This is a genomic window from Brotaphodocola sp. (genome assembly GCF_050873065.1).
Taxonomy (GTDB): Bacteria; Bacillota; Clostridia; order Lachnospirales; family Lachnospiraceae; genus Brotaphodocola.
Genome location: NZ_JBNMIC010000006.1, coordinates 36,474 through 52,736, shown reverse-complemented (window position 1 = coordinate 52,736; position 16,263 = coordinate 36,474). Strand labels below are relative to the sequence as shown.

The following is a 16,263-nucleotide window of genomic DNA, read 5'->3' as shown; positions in this document are numbered from 1 at the left end:
CTCCTTCTCTTTTTTATAGAAAATCAATGGTAAAGGAATTTTGAAATTGTGATTTCATGGTTCTAATTTCTATCATTCATTCAAAATGAAGGTAATAAAATTAGAAGTCAACTTCGGTTCCGTAGTATGTGCAGGTGAACAGCTTCTCCATCTGCTCCGGGGTGATGGATCTCGGGTTGGATCCGGTGCAGGCATCGCCGACTGCGTTTGCAGCGATCGTTGCAACTTTCTCCTTGAACTCAGCCTCATCGATACCGAACTCTTTCAGAGTGTGCGGGATGTTCAGCTTCGTGTTGTATGCGCTGATCAGATCGCACAGGGCATTGACCTGAGAGTCCTCGGATACTCCGCCAAGACCGATTCTTCTTGCGATGTCGGCATAACGGCGCTTTGCCTCCGGCTCATGCGCATTGTACTTGATAACATATGGCAGATAGATTGCATTTGCACAGCCGTGCGGAATATGTCCGGTTGAGAATGCGGCGCCGGTCTTGTGAGCCATCGAGTGAACGATACCGAGCAGGGCATTGGAGAATGCCTGGCCTGCAAGACACTGTGCATAGTGCATCTGCTCTCTTGCATCCATATTGCACTTGTAGGAAGCCGGCAGATTGTCGACAACCATCTCGATTGCCTTGATTGCGAGAGCATCGGTGAACGGGGTATGCAGCGTGGAAACGTATGCCTCGATTGCATGGGTCAGAGCGTCCATACCGGTGTATGCAACCTGCTTAACCGGAAGAGATGCAACCAGATCCGGATCCAGAATAGCAACATCCGGAGTGATCTCAAAGTCAGCTAACGGATACTTGATTCCCTTTGCGTAATCGGTGATAACGGAGAATGCAGTTACCTCGGTAGCAGTTCCGGATGTGGAAGGAATTGCACAGAAGTGAGCTTTCGTTCTCAGCTTCGGGAAGTTGAACGGAACGATCAGATCCTCGAACGTGGTATCCGGGTACTCATAGAATGCCCACATAGCCTTTGCTGCATCGATCGGAGAACCACCGCCGATGGCAACGATCCAGTCAGGCTGGAATTCGGTCATTGCCTGTGCGCCCTTCATAACAGTCTCAACAGACGGATCCGGCTCAACGCCCTCGAAGAATTTGACTTCCATGCCGGCCTCTTTCAGATAAGCCTCAACGCGATCAAGGAAGCCGCCCTTTCTCATGGAGTGACCGCCGGATACAACGATGGCTTTCTTACCCTGCAGTTTCTTCAGATCTTCCAATGCACCTTTACCATAGTACATATCTCTCGGTAATGTAAATCTCATCATAATAACATATCCTCCTGTTCTGATTTTAAAATGTTATTGGTCTGAGCTCATGTTCCTTTTTGGTTCATCACCTTTGTTGCTTTGTAAGTGTCAGAGAAGGCTCAGCAAAGATTTTCTGAACGTTTCCCGACCTCTCCTTGATTTCGTTAATATTTTAACGCTAAAAATTCTCAATGTCAAGAGTAAATATAGAAAAAATGAAAGAAATGTGCAAAAAAGCGGGCGATTCATAGGAAAATACAGCAAGATTCCTATAAATGCCCGCGTGAAGTTTGTGTAAAGAGTGTGAAAATATCTACAATATATCTGCAATACCGACAGCGTCTGACAGATCTTATCGATGATTTTCCTCATTCCACTCATTTAAGCGGAAGAGACCGTCACGGCTTCCGCAGAGAATGATTGTATCATTCTTCTGGAACACATAGTCCGGACGGATGTTGTCGGTCACAGTCTGGCCGCTCTCGATTGCAATGATATTTAAGCCGAAGCGGGAGCGAAGGTTTGCCTCCACAATGCTTTTTCCGGCGAGACGATCGGGAACGACCATCTTGGAAATGTTGATCTCCTCACTCAGCTGGATGGAGTCGAGGACCCGGCTGTTTTCGAGACGGTTGGCGAGACGGACTGCCATATCGCGCTCCGGGTAAACGACTTTTGCGCCGAGTTTCTCGAGAATCTCACCGTGTTCCGGGCTGTTTGCCTTTGCGATGACGGTCGGAACTCCGAGACTCACGAGGTTTAAGGTGGTCAGAATCGAGACTTCCATCTGGCTTCCGATGCAGACGACAACGACATCACAGTTCTGGATGCCGGTGTCCATCAGGGTTTTCTTGTCGAGGTTGCCGACAACGAGAGCATTCTCGGTCAGTTCTCTCGCCTCACGGACTTTGTCTTCATCGCGGTCGAGAACGAGAAGATCGGCATCTGCCATCGCAAGTTCTGCGGTCAGAGCGGAGCCGAAACGTCCAAGACCAATGATTCCGTAAGAGGTTTTTTCAGGTTTATGTTTTGCAAAGATCATAAAAGTCCTCCATAGGACGGGCAGCGGTTAAGCAGTCTGCCCGTCAGCCGATTGAAATGTTGCCTTCCGGATAGCGAACGCGCTCTCCGAGTGTGTAGTGCCACAGGGAGAAGACGGTCAGCGGGCCGAGGCGGCCGATAAACATGACAAGGATGCACAGCAGCTTGGAAGCTGTGCACAGCTGTGTCGTGATTCCGGTGGAGAGTCCGACGGTACCGAAGGCGCTCACGGATTCGAAGAGGAGATCGGTGAGCGGAATCTGCGGTTCTAAAATCGAGAGCAGATAGGTACAGACAAAGACGATGCTTCCGCCAAGGATTGTGATGACGGAGGCTTTCCGGAATGCACCTTTCGGGATTGCATAGTGGAATGCCTTCTCTGTGTGGTTTGTTGCCGCCGACTTGACGCCCTGGATCAAAACAAAAACGGTGCTTGTCTTGATGCCTCCGGCTGTCGAACCCGGGGAAGCGCCGATGAACATCAGGACCATCATCACGAGAAGTCCGGGTGTGTGGAAGTCTCCGAGCGGATAGGTGGAAAATCCCGCTGTTCTGGCAGAGACGCTGTGGAAAAATGCGACGAGCCAGGAAAAGTCTTCCGTTAGTTTTAAGAGAATCATTCCCCCGAATGTCAGAAAGAAACTGACGGAGAGAACGACGCGGGCATGCATCGACAGCTTTTTCCAGTGAAGACGCGTCTGGACGAGCTCACAGATCACAAGAAAGCCGATTCCGCCGAAAAAGATCAGAGCGCAGGTCACGAGATTTAAGAATACATCGTCCCGGTAGGGAATCAGGTTCTGCATTCCGCCGAGGATGTCAAAACCGGAGTTGTTGAAGGCGGCAATGGAGTGGAAAATACTGATTCCGAGAGCTTTGAGCGGGGGATAATTTCGTGAAAATACGAGGAAGCTGAGTACGGCGCCGATCGATTCGATGAGAATGGTGGTAAAAAATACGGCGCGGATAAAGCGGATCATTCCTTTTCCGGAGTCGAGATTCATCGCCTCACGGATCAGGGTGCGTCCTTTCAGGTTGATCTTGCGTCCGATCGCAAGAATGATTCCGGCACCGATTGCGGTAACGCCGAGTCCGCCTACCTGAATCATCACAGCCAGAAAAAACTGGCCGAGAGGGGTGAAAGTATCACCGGCATCGACAGCGATCAGTCCGGTGACGCAGACAGCGCTCGTCGCAGTGTAGAGGGCATCGATGTAGCGCAGGTGTACGCCGGCTTTTAAGCTGCATGGCAGCATGAGCAGACCGGAACCGGCCAGAATCGCGAGGGCAAATCCAAGCGAAATGATTCTGACGGGAGTGGTGCGCTTGAGCATTCGGATTAAAAAATCCATAATTACGACTCCTTATGAAATTGTCATCAGAATGATTTCCCGAAGTCAGATGGGAAAGTGACTCCGGGAAGATTTTTCTGAAAATCAAAAATGAATTACAGTAAAAATTATAGCTAGCAAGAATTACAGCAGGATGATGTTGTGCTCACGGCAGGTCTTGCGCATCTCCTCCGGCCACAGGCTTGCCTGTACCTCGCCGACATGGGCGCGGTCGAGAAGAAGCATGCACAGACGGGACTGACCGATACCACCACCGATCGTGCACGGAAGTTCGCCGTTTAACAGCATCTTGTGATATGGGAGCTCTCTGCGCTCCTCGCAGCCGGCTTTCTTTAACTGCTCTGCAAGAGACTTCTCGTCAACACGGATACCCATGCTGGAGATCTCAAGAGCGCAGTTTAAGTGCTCATACCAGAACAGGATGTCGCCGTTTAACTGCCAGTCATCGTAGTCCGGAGCACGTCCGTCGTGCGGCTCACCACACTTCAGTTTGTCTCCGATCTTCATCAGAAATACACAGCCGTGCTCCTTTGTGATCAGATTCTCGCGCTCCTTCGGGGTCTTGTCCGGATAGAGATCCTCAAGTTCCTCGGAGGTGATGAAAGTGATGTCGTTTGGCAGCTCCTTGGCAGCCTGCGGGTACTTATACCACACCTCGTGCTGCATATGTTTGATGATCTTGAAGATCGTGCGGACAGTCTCTTTCAGGGTCTCGATGTTGCGCTCCTCGCGGGTGATAACGCGCTCCCAGTCCCACTGGTCAACGTAGCAGGAGTGCAGGTTGTCGAGTTCCTCGTCACGGCGGATTGCGTTCATGTTGGTGTAGAGACCCTCACCCGGTTTAAAGCCGTACTCTTTGAGTGCCATGCGCTTCCATTTTGCAAGGGAGTGAACAACCTCAACCGTCTGTCCCGGGATTGCCGCAATGTCAAAAGAAACCGGGCGCTCCACGCCATTTAAGTTGTCGTTTAAGCCGCTCTCGCGGGTGACGAACAGCGGTGCAGAGATACGCTCGAGATGCATCTCGCGTCCGAATTCTTTCTGAAAGGTGTCGCGGATGTATTTGATTGCCTCCTGGGTTTCCCGAACACTCAGGTGCGGGTCATAGTTTTCTGGAATAATCAGTGCCATAAAGGTTCCTCCAAATCAATGAGTCGTTTGTAGCTGAGAAAAATCGTGCCAAGTCGTTGCGTTGCATGTCGTTGCATGTGTGGACCTGAACGAAAACTTAAAACAGTTACTATCCTTTATGGTATCATTTTGCAGGAATCTGCACAAGAGAAAATTTTTGTGGGGTGGGTTTGCCCTGGAATTTCTTCGCCTCGGGAGCTTCTACTTTAAGGGCACTTCTTCGATGAATAAAGCAATAAGAGTCACTATGCGCTTACGCGGAACATGTAATCCAGAAAGAGATATACTGGAAAAAATAGGCAACCGTGATAAAAAGCACAGTTGCCTACCTTATAAAATAATTAAAAAATTTCTCTGGATTAAATAATTGTGTTACATCAGATGTAATTTTCTGCACAGGCGGACGATTCGCATTCCGAACGGCATATCGCGGAGTTCGTCCTCGGTGACAGAGCGGGTCAGGATGATCATCAGACCATAGATGACCATAGCAACCGGAACTGCGACGAGGAAGCCGAGGCGGTAGCTGTGGGTCACGGCACGGATTCCTACGTAAACTCCCCAGGCACAGGCTTCCATGATTGCAGAGGAGAGCAGAGGGAGCAGGAAGGTCGTGCGGATTTCCTGACGATAGTGCAGTCGCTTGCCGATCGAGATCCAGTTCAGGATGCAGACAACGAGGGCAAAGGTGACATTTCCGATTACAAGGCCGTAGACACCGAGATTCAGGTGCTCGATCATCACATAGACGAGGGCGATGTGGATCACAAGCGAGATTGCCGAATGGGTAACGGATTTGCGCATCAGGTCAATTCCCTGAAGAACAGCATTTGTGACAGTCGACAGGGAGAAGAAGACAACCGCAGGTGCGCCGATCATCATCAGCTGGGCAGTCAGCTCTCTGCTGTCGCCGAAAATGATCTGCATGATCGGTGCAGCGAGAACGCCCATACCGACGCTGCACGGGATCGCGATCAGCATATTGAACTTGACTGTCAGACCGATTTTGTACTTGACTTCGCGATGCTTTCTCTGGGTGCGGGAGTGGACAATGCTCGGGATCATCGAGGTTCCGAGAGCCGAGGCGATTGCAACCGGCACATTTGAGAGCAGGCGGTATTTGTTGCTGTAAATGCCAAACAAGGTTGCGCGCTCCTTCTCCGTCAGGCCTTTTGCGCTCATCAGGTTTCCGAACATCGCATTGTCGACGGTTCCGCTGAGCTGGTACACAAACTGGCTGAGAATGATCGGGGTCAGTGTCATGAAGAGGGCGACATAAATCGTTTTCCATGTCTCAACCGGGACGGTCTGCGGCTGGGCGAGACGTCTCTTGTTTCTCTTCTGATAGCGGATCATCAGGATCGTCAGGAAGAAGAAAGCGGAGAGTGCACCGCAGAGAGTTCCGAGGGTTCCGCCGGCTGCACTGTAAGAACCTACGTTGTCGCGGCTGGCAAACCACACGGTGAAGGTGTAGGAAGCGCCGATGCTGACACAGGCATTGACGATCTGCTCAATGACCTGAGAGATTGAGGTCGGAACCATATCTCCGAGACCCTGAAAGTATCCGCGGATAACGCCCATGATCGAGAAGACAAGAATGGTCGGTGCCATCACTTTTAATGGAAGAGCACTGTTCGGGCTCTTGAAGACGGTCGAAGTGATCGCATCTGCGCCGAAGAACAGGATCATCGTCATGATTCCGCCGGCGATTGCACCGAAAATCAGTCCGCTCTTGAAGACTCGCTTGGCGTCCTGATACTGACCGCGCACTCGTCTTGCCGCAATCAGTTTGGAGACTGCCAGAGGAAGACTGTACGAGGAGAGGATCAGGCCGATGTTGTAGATTTCGTAGGCGGTGCTGTAATATCCGTTTCCGTCACCACCGAGGATACGGGTCATCGGGATTCGGTACAGCAGTCCGATGAAGCGGACAATGATTCCGGCCACTGCCAGAATACTTCCCTGCACCAGAAATCCGGCATTCCCGCCGGAAGCTGGTTTTTGTGTTTTTTCGCTCATAATTAAAAAATCTCCTGGTAATTTGCTGAACTATAGCATTATTTTTGCTATTCCATAGTATAACGCATTTGCGGAGGAGACACAACAAAATCTGTTGTCACCACTGTATCATACGGCATTTTCAGTTCAGAAAATGCCTATCCGTGTACAGTAACTCTGCTGTCACTGCTGCATCCTGAAAAAAACTCAGTGACATGGCAATCTGCGGGAGGATGTGATAAAATGAGCAGGAATGGATTTGGCCTGAAAGAAACGAAAACAGAAATAATACGAGTTTGTTACAGGAGAGGAGAAACGGTCATGTTAAAAAAGATTGGATTTATCGGAACTGGAATTATGGGAAAGGGAATGATCCGCAATCTGATGAAGGCAGGATATGAGGTTGCAGTCTACAACCGAACAAAGGCGAAGGCGGATGAGGTTGTGGCGGAAGGTGCCGAGTGGAGAGATTCTGTGAAGGCGTGTGTTGCGGACCGTGATGTCGTGATCTCGATTGTCGGCTACCCGAAGGATGTCGAGGAGACATATTTTGGAGAAAACGGTGTGATTGCGAATGCAAAGAAGGGCGCCTATGTCATCGATATGACGACGAGCAGTCCGAAATTAGCAGTTAAAATCTATGAAGCAGCAAAAGCGGCAGGACTCCACGGACTTGACGCGCCGGTGACAGGCGGAGATTCCGGAGCGAAGGCGGGAACTCTGACGATTCTTGTGGGCGGTGATCAGGAAGATTTTGAAGCGTGCCGTCCGGTGTTTGAGGCGATGGGAAAAAATATTGATTACGAGGGAAAGGCTGGAAATGGACAGCACACGAAGATGTGCAACCAGATCGCCATTGCAGGTGCAATCTCCGGAGCCTGTGAGGCGGCAGCTTATGCGAAGGCGGTCGGACTTGACACGAAGACCATGCTGGATTCGATTTCTACGGGTGCAGCGGGAAGTGCGCAGATGAGCAATGTGCTTCCGAGAGCATTAAACGGAGATTACAATCCGGGATTTTTTGTAAAACATTTCATTAAAGATATGAAGCTGGCAGATTCAGAGGCAAAGGATGCGGATCTTCATCTTGGCATGCTTGAGTATGTGCTTGGCATGTACGAGGAGATGGAGAAGAATGGAATGGGAGATTTGGGAACACAGGCACTCCTCAAATATTATGAGAAAGAAAAGTAATAAATATTTATAGGAAGATAGGATAGGAAAGGACAAAAGACAGTGAAGATGGAACATCAGACCAGACCCCAGAGCGTGTGGATGCTTCAGACAAAACGGGCAGATTTCAACGGGATCGCATCGCGCTTTCACATAAGTCCGGTGACGGCACGGATTATTCGAAATCGAAATGTGGAGGGGGAGGAGGACATCCGCAAATATCTGTCCGGAACGCTTGATGATCTCTACAATCCTCATCAGATGAAAGGGATGGATCTCGTAGCCGGGATTATGGAGAAAAAAATCCGCGAGGGCGTGCACATCCGGATTGTCGGAGACTACGATATCGATGGGGTCTGTTCCACCTATCTTCTCTATCAGGGAATTTCGCGCTGTGGCGGCCGCGTGGATTACCAGATTCCGGAGCGGATCAAGGATGGCTATGGAATCAATGAACAGATTATCGAGAAGGCAAAGGTGGACGGTGTCGACACGATTATCACCTGCGATAACGGAATTGCGGCGCTTGGGCAGATTGCGCGGGCAAAAGAACTTGGAATGACGGTGATTGTGACGGATCACCATGAGGTTGTCCGGGGCGAAAACGGGGAACAGTGTCTCCCGGCAGCGGACGCAGTTGTCAATCCGAAACAGGATGACTGCGCTTATCCGTTTCCGGAAATCTGCGGCGGAGTGGTTGCATATAAGCTGGTTCAGGTGCTTTATGAGCGGTTTGGGATTTCGCGTCAGGAGTGGCTCGACATGCTCGAATTTGCAGCGATTGCGACGGTTGGGGATGTGATGCGGCTTCAGGATGAAAACCGTATTCTTGTGCGTTTTGGACTCAGACAGATTGCGCGGACAAAAAGCGTCGGGCTGCGTGCGCTTGTGGAAGCCTGCGGTCTTGACATTACTTCGCTGACTGCTTATCACATCGGATTTGTGATCGGACCGTGCCTGAATGCGAGTGGTCGTCTCCAGACGGCAAAACTGGCACTTGAGCTTCTGCTCTGCTCCGACAATGTCCGTGCAGGACGGATGGCGGAAGAGCTCAGGGAGCTGAATGAAGAGCGAAAAGAGATGACGAGAGATGGGGTGGAGCTGGCGCTTGAGCAGGTGGAAGAACATTACGCGAATGACTCTGTTCTTGTGATTTTTCTGCCCGACTGCCATGAATCCCTGGCGGGAATCATTGCCGGAAGAGTGAGAGAGGCATGGAACCGGCCGACGCTTGTGCTCACGCGGAGTGAGGGATGTGTCAAGGGATCCGGGCGTTCGATTGAGGCCTATCATATGTATCAGGGACTCTGCGGGGTGAAAGATCTGCTGTTAAAGTTTGGCGGTCATCCGATGGCGGCGGGATTTTCGCTGTTAGAGGAGAATGTCGAGGAGTTCCGGCGCAGACTCAATGAGCAGGCGGGGCTGAAACCGGCAGATTTTATCCCGAAAATCTGGATTGATGTGCCGCTTCCTCTCGAATATGTCTCGGAAGCTCTGATTCGGGAGCTCGGAAGACTCGAGCCGTTCGGAAATGGGAATGAGAAGCCGCAGTTTGCGCAGAAGGATCTGATGATCCGCAGTGTGCGTGTTCTCGGAAAGAACAGAAATGCAGTGAAAATGATGCTTGTGACTCCGCATGGACTTCCGATGGATGGAATGCTCTTCACAGAGGGAGATCGTTTCTTAGAAGAACTCGGAGACCGGCGGACAATTGATGTGATTTATTACCCGGATATCAACGAGTACAACGGGAGAAAAAGCCTTCAGATCATGATAAAGGAATACAAGATCCATTAATTTATTTTGTTTACAGCGGACTTAACAAATAAAAATGATCTGTCATGCACGGGAATGCGTACTTGACAGGTCATTTTTTGCGTACTATAATCGGGATTAATAATTCTGACAATAAGAGAAAAATAGTGCAGAATACAGAGAGGAGAATTGCCATGGTAAACGAAGTGATGAAATTCATTACGGAACATGATCCGGAAGTGGGAGCCGCTATTGAAAAAGAGGCAGCGCGTCAGAGAGGAAATCTTGAACTGATCGCATCAGAGAACATCGTCTCTGAGCCGGTTATGATGGCAATGGGAAGTGTACTGACGAACAAGTATGCAGAGGGCTATCCGGGAAAGCGTTATTACGGCGGATGCCAGAACGTGGATGTCATTGAGTCCATCGCAATTGAGCGTGCGAAGAAACTGTTTGGCTGTGATTACGCCAATGTTCAGCCGCATTCCGGTGCCCAGGCAAATATGGCAGTCTTTCTTGCAATGTTAAAACCGGGCGATACCGTTATGGGTATGAATCTGAGTGATGGCGGTCATCTGACACACGGAAGCCCTGTCAATTTCTCTGGTCTGTATTTCCACATCGTTCCTTACGGAGTTGATGACAACGGATTCATCGATTACGACAAGCTCGAGCAGATCGCTTTAGAGGCAAAGCCGAAGCTGATCGTTGCAGGTGCAAGCGCATATGCGAGAACCATTGATTTCAAGCGCTTCCGCGAGGTTGCAGATAAGGTTGGCGCATATCTCATGGTAGATATGGCTCATATTGCAGGTCTTGTTGCAGCAGGAGAGCATCCAAGCCCGATTCCGTATGCAGATGTTGTGACCACAACCACACATAAGACCCTGCGTGGACCGAGAGGCGGACTGATTCTGGCAAACAAGGAAGCAGCAGAGAAGTTCAACTTCAACAAGGCAATTTTCCCGGGAACCCAGGGTGGCCCGCTTGAGCATGTGATTGCAGCAAAGGCAATCTGCCTCGGCGAGGCTTTAAAGCCGGAATTCAAGGAGTATCAGAAGCAGGTGAAGAAGAATGCGGCAGCTCTGGCTGATGCACTTCAGAAGCAGGGCTTCAAGGTGCTGACCGGTGGCACAGACAACCACCTGATGCTGCTTGATCTGCGCGGAATGGAAGTTTCCGGAAAGGAACTGCAGAACCGCTGTGATGAAGTTTACATCACCCTGAACAAGAACACGGTTCCGAATGAGCCGAGAAGCCCGTTCGTCACCTCCGGTGTCCGCATCGGTACTCCGGCAATCACGACCCGTGGTCTGAAGGAAGAGGATATGCCGAAGATCGCAGAGTGCATCTGGCTGGCAGCAACTGACTTTGAGAATAAGGCAGATTATATTCGCGCAGAGGTAACCAAGCTGTGCGAGAAGTATCCGATCTATGAGTAAAATGATCAATCGATAATCTCGAATTGAATACAGAAAAATCGAAACAGGAATGTGAGGGGAGATGTCCGGGAGGATGTCTCCCTTTTTTTATTGCATAGGAAATTGCGTCCTATCATACAAAAAATGCTCCGCATGGATCGCACTGCGGCGGTTATGAAGGATTTTACAAAAACAGGCAGCGGTCTTAAAAACTTTACACAGATTTTACATATAGGCTTGATGTATTTTACAAACCAGTTATATGATGATATATAAGTAAGAAAACGAAGCTGCTGCAATCCCATGGGGGTAAATTGTGGGGGATGGGATAAGGGCAGTTTATAAACCACATATAGGTGAGCGCGAGATGGAGGAAGAAGAGCGATGATTTACCTTGTAGAGGATGATAACAGCATCAGGGAGCTTGTGATCTACACGCTTCAAACGACTGGATTTGAGGCAAAGGGATTTGCCTGTGCAAAAGATTTCTGGAGTGAGATGAAAAAGGAAGAACCGTCACTGGTGCTTCTCGATATTATGCTGCCGGATGAGGACGGCCTGTCGATCCTCAGAAAACTTCGCGATTCCGGTCATACTTCCAGACTGCCGGTCATTATGTTGACGGCGAGGGGAACAGAGTACGACAAGGTGATCGGACTGGACAGCGGAGCGGATGACTATATCCCGAAGCCGTTTGGAATGATGGAACTGATCTCGAGAGTGAAAGCGCTTCTTCGCCGGACAGAGCCGGAGCGCAGAGGCGGTGTTCGCACGCTGGGCTCCATTGCAGTTAATCTGGATAAGCATACCGTGACGGTAAATGGGGAAGCGGTTGCGCTGACTTACAAGGAATTTGAACTGCTCTGTTACCTGATGGAAAATGAGGGGATTGTGCTTACGAGGGATCAGCTGCTCTCCAAGATCTGGGGATATGATTTCGATGGGGAAACGCGGACGGTCGATGTCCACATCCGGACGCTCCGTCAGAAACTTGGAAGTGCCAGCGGGTATATTGAGACAATCCGCGGAGTGGGATATAAGATGGAGGAGCGTGCATGAAACGGCGGATTTTCAGGAGCATCTGCATGGTAGCCCTGCTCTCCATGTTTCTCGGAACATGGACAGCGACGTCTATTTTGGGGAAAGAGGAAACAAGGCAGACTCATGAGGAAGTAAAGCGCGAGGTTAATTATCTGGCTGCCGGACTGGAAGAAAATGGTTCGGAATATCTCAAGGAGCTGGAACGTCTTGAGGGAGAACATCTGACAGATCCGGACAAGCGGATCAGCAGAATCACCTGGATCACGGCGGACGGAACGGTTATCTATGACAGCTATGCAGATCCGTCTTCTCTCCCGAATCACAGTGATCGGCCAGAAGTGAAGGAAGCGATTGAGAATGGGGAGGGAGAGACGTTTCGAGTGTCGGATACGCTTGCAGAGCAGACGTATTATTATGCGAAACGCCTGAACGGAGGAACGATCATCCGCGTTGCGAGCACAACGCGCACGGATTTGGCGAGTGTCATTCACACAGTTCCGGCAATGCTTGCGATGGCAGCAGTCATCTTTGGAATCACCATGATTCTTGCGGATGCACAGACTAAGCGGATTGTAAAGCCGATCAATGAACTGGATCCGGACGATCCGAAGACGGATCAGATCTATGAAGAACTCGATCCTCTTGTCCGGAGTCTTCAGAGACAGAAGCAGACCATTCAGCAGCAGATACAGACACTCAGAGAAAAACAGGAGGAGTTTACGGCGATTACGGAAAATATGAAAGAGGGATTTATTGTTGTCGACAGCAAGGCCAATGTGATTTCTTACAACAGCAGTGCAGTCAGAATTCTGGATGTGGATATTAAAAATATTGAAAATCAGGAAAACGGGCAGGAACACAAAAATGTGCTCAGTTTCAACCGCTCTGCAAGTTTCCGGGAGGTGGTGGATGATGCCCTTCACGGTGAGCGGGGGGAGCAGAATCTGGAACTGAACGGCCGCTATTACCAGCTGATTGCAAGCCCGGTTGTGGAATCGGGGGACAGAAGAGGCGCAGTCGTTGTGATCCTTGATGTGACGGAACAGCAGAATCGTGAGGAACTGCGAAGAGAGTTCACTGCAAATGTCTCTCATGAGCTGAAAACGCCGCTGACTTCGATCTCGGGATATGCGGAGATTATGAAAAATGGTCTTGTGCGTCCGGAGGATATGGGACGGTTTTCGGAGAAGATTTATATGGAGGCGCAGCGCTTGATTACGCTTGTCGGAGATATTATTAAGCTGTCGCGTCTCGATGAGGAGAAAGTGGAGATTGAGAAGACGGATGTGGATTTATGCCAGATTGCGGCAGGAGTCGTGACCCGGCTGAAAGAGACGGCGCGTACGAACGGAATTGAGATCTCGCTGACGGCAAAACCGGCGGTTGTCCGGGGAGCGTCCCAGATTCTTGATGAGATGATTTTTAATCTCTGTGAGAATGCAGTCAAATATAACCGTCCTCATGGTAAAGTTGAGGTGATCGTGGATCGGGTCAACAATCATCCGACCGTGACCGTAAAAGACACTGGAATCGGAATTGCGGAGAAAGATCAGGATCGAATTTTTGAGAGATTCTATCGGGTGGATAAGAGCCACTCCCGCCAGATCGGAGGAACAGGACTCGGACTTTCGATTGTAAAGCATGGGGCAATTTACCATAAGGCGAAGGTGGAGATGGAGAGCAAATTGGGAGTCGGAACAACGATCAAGATTATATTTCCGTGAGTTTTTGTGAACTACTCGGTCATTGAATGGTCGAGGATTCCCGCTTAGATGACCTAAAGAGATATAAAGAGTGTAAGTAGTGTAAAGAGTGTAATGGGTATAATAGGTATAATAGGGGCGCCGACGATGAGTAAAGTCCTGCAAACACGTTCGCACTCCGGGTTCAACGTAGCGGTGCGTAAGATCGCAAAATACGCGATCTAAACACCGACGTTTCACACGGGTTTGCAGTGACTTTCTCACCGCTGGCGCCCTGCTATTGTGTGGATGAAAGCTGTCAGGTGCTTTCCAACAACGTATTCAATATAGCTGGCACCCAGATATTTTTTTGTGTGGAATAAAAGTACACTTCGTATCGGTAGCCGTGTGATAGCGGAGAAATGTTTGGCAGGAATTTGAGTTTGCAGGGGCAGAGAAACTCCTGCATTTCGCGGAAGACACATTAGGGGAAGATATGCACTTGTTTGAGCGAAGCGAGTTTGCATATCTTCCCCTGTTTTTTGTGGATTCCCGAAATGGTTTGGAGTTTCCTGCTCCGAAACCCCGAAAATTCCGCCAAATATTTCGGAGCCATTTGCTCAAGTCGATGTTTACAGAGACTTGGCGCGCGATTCTGGTCAGCTTTGCTGACATTTTCTAATCAGAATCGCTGCGCATCTTTATGGAGCTTTGACTCAGGAGGAAATGTAATTCCCGACTGAGTTACAGCTCGCAGTTACCTACTGTACGCGGGAACGGAATCACGTCTCTGATATTTCCCATTCCGGTCAGATACATAACGCATCTCTCAAATCCCAGACCGAAGCCTGCATGGCGGGTGGAGCCAAATTTGCGCAGGTCAAGGTAGAACTGATAGTCCTCCTGCTTGAGTCCGAGCTCATTCATGCGGGCAAGCAGCTTGTCGTAATCGTCCTCACGCTGGCTTCCGCCGATGATCTCGCCGATACCCGGTACGAGGCAGTCCATAGCGGCAACGGTCTTGTTGTCCGGATTCATCTTCATGTAGAAAGCCTTGATCTCCTTCGGATAGTCGGTTACGAATACCGGGCGCTTGTAGATCTCCTCGGTCAGGTAACGCTCATGCTCTGTCTGAAGGTCGCAGCCCCAGGATACCTTGTAATCAAACTTGTCATTGTGCTTCTCAAGAATCTCAATCGCCTCGGTGTAGGTCACATGACCGAACTCAGAGTTCAGCACACCGTTTAAGCGCTCTAACAGTCCCTTGTCCACAAACTGGTTGAAGAAGTTCATCTCCTCCGGTGCGTTCTCGAGAACGTAACGGATCACATACTTGAGCATGCTCTCAGCGAGATTCATGTCGTCCTGAAGATCTGCGAATGCGATCTCCGGCTCGATCATCCAGAACTCAGCTGCATGACGGGTAGTGTTGGAGTTCTCGGCACGGAAAGTCGGTCCGAAGGTGTAAACATTGCGGAATGCCATTGCATATGTCTCAACATTCAGCTGTCCGCTTACGGTCAGGTTGGTTGGCTTTCCGAAGAAATCCTTCGTGTAGTCAACGGAACCATCCTCATTTTTCGGGATGTCATTTAAGTCCATCGTGGTAACCTGGAACATCTCGCCTGCGCCCTCGCAGTCACTTCCGGTGATCAGCGGAGTGTGCACGTAAACGAAACCGCGCTCCTGGAAGAACTGATGAATCGCATAAGCGATCAGGGAGCGGACGCGGAATACAGCCTGAAAGGTGTTGGTGCGTGCTCTTAAATGCGGGATTGTGCGGAGGTACTCTAAGGTGTGACGCTTTTTCTGAAGCGGATACTCCGGAGCAGAAGCGCCCTCGACGAGAATCTCGGTTGCCTGAATCTCAAACGGCTGCTTTGCCTGCGGAGTAGCCACAAGCGTACCCTTTACAACGATTGCAGCGCCGACATTCAGCTTGCTGATCTCGCTGAAGTTTGCCATCGTGTCGTGGTAAACAACCTGAAGAGTCTCAAAATAGCTTCCGTCGCTGACAACAATAAATCCGAATGCTTTGGAATCACGGACACTGCGCACCCATCCTCCGATGGTGATCTCCTTGTCCATGTAGGTTTCTCTGTTTCGGTAAAGTTCCCGAACCGTAACTAAATCCATGATAAATCTTTCGCTAAAAAATAAAACTTTTTAGCTTTTCCTTTCTTAAAAAATTTTTCAGCCTATCTAAGAGTATACTTTATTTTTTTCTGTGATTCAAGGGAAAAGGCACGTTTTTGTCGGTAGAATTCCGAAAAATGGAAATATCGCGAAGAATCGAAAGTGCCCGGAAAATAAAATCAGGAAGACTTAGGTCTTGTGGTTAATATAAGAAAAAACACTATATATAGACAAAAAAGTTTTGAACCCGAGAAATGTCGGAAAATGCA

The 16,263-nt window shown here is 49.7% G+C and carries 11 protein-coding genes; 5 read left to right on the top strand and 6 right to left on the bottom strand.

Features of this window, described 5'->3' with window-relative positions; all coding sequences use genetic code 11:
• Window positions 1-100 precede the first annotated feature (100 nt).
• The 5 genes from ACR0QE_RS03275 to ACR0QE_RS03255 form a co-directional block, all read right to left on the bottom strand.
• The gene (locus tag ACR0QE_RS03275; protein ID WP_432626935.1) at window positions 101-1,282 is read right to left on the bottom strand and encodes an iron-containing alcohol dehydrogenase; all 1,182 of its coding nucleotides are present in this window, start codon (window positions 1,280-1,282) and stop codon (window positions 101-103) included.
• Between the two features lie 334 nt (window positions 1,283-1,616).
• The gene (locus tag ACR0QE_RS03270; RefSeq protein ID WP_432626934.1) at window positions 1,617-2,306 is read right to left on the bottom strand and encodes a potassium channel family protein; all 690 of its coding nucleotides are present in this window, start codon (window positions 2,304-2,306) and stop codon (window positions 1,617-1,619) included.
• Between the two features lie 43 nt (window positions 2,307-2,349).
• Complete coding sequence (locus ACR0QE_RS03265) at window positions 2,350-3,645, bottom strand: TrkH family potassium uptake protein (RefSeq protein WP_432626967.1); 1,296 nt, start codon at window positions 3,643-3,645, stop codon at window positions 2,350-2,352.
• Between the two features lie 135 nt (window positions 3,646-3,780).
• On the bottom strand, window positions 3,781-4,788 hold the full coding sequence (gene asnA, locus ACR0QE_RS03260; protein WP_432626933.1) for an aspartate--ammonia ligase: 1,008 nt from the start codon (window positions 4,786-4,788) through the stop codon (window positions 3,781-3,783).
• A gap of 372 nt (window positions 4,789-5,160) precedes the next feature.
• Window positions 5,161-6,807: a putative polysaccharide biosynthesis protein gene (locus tag ACR0QE_RS03255; protein ID WP_432626932.1), complete on the bottom strand. Its 1,647-nt coding sequence runs from the start codon at window positions 6,805-6,807 to the stop codon at window positions 5,161-5,163.
• A gap of 300 nt (window positions 6,808-7,107) precedes the next feature.
• Between ACR0QE_RS03255 and ACR0QE_RS03250 the strand changes: the two genes are divergently transcribed.
• From ACR0QE_RS03250 to ACR0QE_RS03230, 5 genes are all read left to right on the top strand, one after another.
• Complete coding sequence (locus ACR0QE_RS03250; RefSeq protein WP_432626931.1) at window positions 7,108-7,980, top strand: NAD(P)-dependent oxidoreductase; 873 nt, start codon at window positions 7,108-7,110, stop codon at window positions 7,978-7,980.
• 48 nt (window positions 7,981-8,028) lie between these two features.
• Complete coding sequence (gene recJ, locus ACR0QE_RS03245) at window positions 8,029-9,756, top strand: single-stranded-DNA-specific exonuclease RecJ (RefSeq protein WP_432626966.1); 1,728 nt, start codon at window positions 8,029-8,031, stop codon at window positions 9,754-9,756.
• Window positions 9,757-9,908: 152 nt separating this feature from the next.
• Window positions 9,909-11,156 carry a serine hydroxymethyltransferase gene (gene glyA, locus ACR0QE_RS03240; RefSeq protein ID WP_432626930.1) on the top strand — a complete coding sequence of 416 codons (1,248 nt, stop codon included), beginning with the start codon at window positions 9,909-9,911 and terminating at the stop codon, window positions 11,154-11,156.
• Window positions 11,157-11,519: 363 nt separating this feature from the next.
• Entirely contained in the window at window positions 11,520-12,194 is a 675-nt protein-coding gene (locus tag ACR0QE_RS03235) for a response regulator transcription factor (RefSeq protein WP_432626929.1), read from the top strand.
• Complete coding sequence (locus ACR0QE_RS03230) at window positions 12,191-13,900, top strand: ATP-binding protein (protein WP_432626928.1); 1,710 nt, start codon at window positions 12,191-12,193, stop codon at window positions 13,898-13,900. Before ACR0QE_RS03235 ends, ACR0QE_RS03230 begins: the two co-directional genes overlap by 4 nt.
• A gap of 702 nt (window positions 13,901-14,602) precedes the next feature.
• On the opposite strand, the gene asnS is transcribed toward ACR0QE_RS03230, so the two are convergent.
• The gene (asnS, locus tag ACR0QE_RS03225; protein WP_432626927.1) at window positions 14,603-15,994 is read right to left on the bottom strand and encodes an asparagine--tRNA ligase; all 1,392 of its coding nucleotides are present in this window, start codon (window positions 15,992-15,994) and stop codon (window positions 14,603-14,605) included.
• Window positions 15,995-16,263: the final 269 nt, after the last annotated feature.

Coding starts and splice junctions, on each gene's coding strand:
- ACR0QE_RS03230 (WP_432626928.1), top strand. CDS start 12,191: ATGAAACGGCGGATTTTCAGGAGCATCTGCATGGTAGCCCTGCTCTCC.
- asnA (WP_432626933.1), bottom strand. CDS start 4,788: ATGGCACTGATTATTCCAGAAAACTATGACCCGCACCTGAGTGTTCGG.
- asnS (WP_432626927.1), bottom strand. CDS start 15,994: ATGGATTTAGTTACGGTTCGGGAACTTTACCGAAACAGAGAAACCTAC.
- ACR0QE_RS03250 (WP_432626931.1), top strand. CDS start 7,108: ATGTTAAAAAAGATTGGATTTATCGGAACTGGAATTATGGGAAAGGGA.
- ACR0QE_RS03235 (WP_432626929.1), top strand. CDS start 11,520: ATGATTTACCTTGTAGAGGATGATAACAGCATCAGGGAGCTTGTGATC.
- ACR0QE_RS03275 (WP_432626935.1), bottom strand. CDS start 1,282: ATGATGAGATTTACATTACCGAGAGATATGTACTATGGTAAAGGTGCA.
- ACR0QE_RS03270 (WP_432626934.1), bottom strand. CDS start 2,306: ATGATCTTTGCAAAACATAAACCTGAAAAAACCTCTTACGGAATCATT.
- ACR0QE_RS03255 (WP_432626932.1), bottom strand. CDS start 6,807: ATGAGCGAAAAAACACAAAAACCAGCTTCCGGCGGGAATGCCGGATTT.
- glyA (WP_432626930.1), top strand. CDS start 9,909: ATGGTAAACGAAGTGATGAAATTCATTACGGAACATGATCCGGAAGTG.
- recJ (WP_432626966.1), top strand. CDS start 8,029: ATGGAACATCAGACCAGACCCCAGAGCGTGTGGATGCTTCAGACAAAA.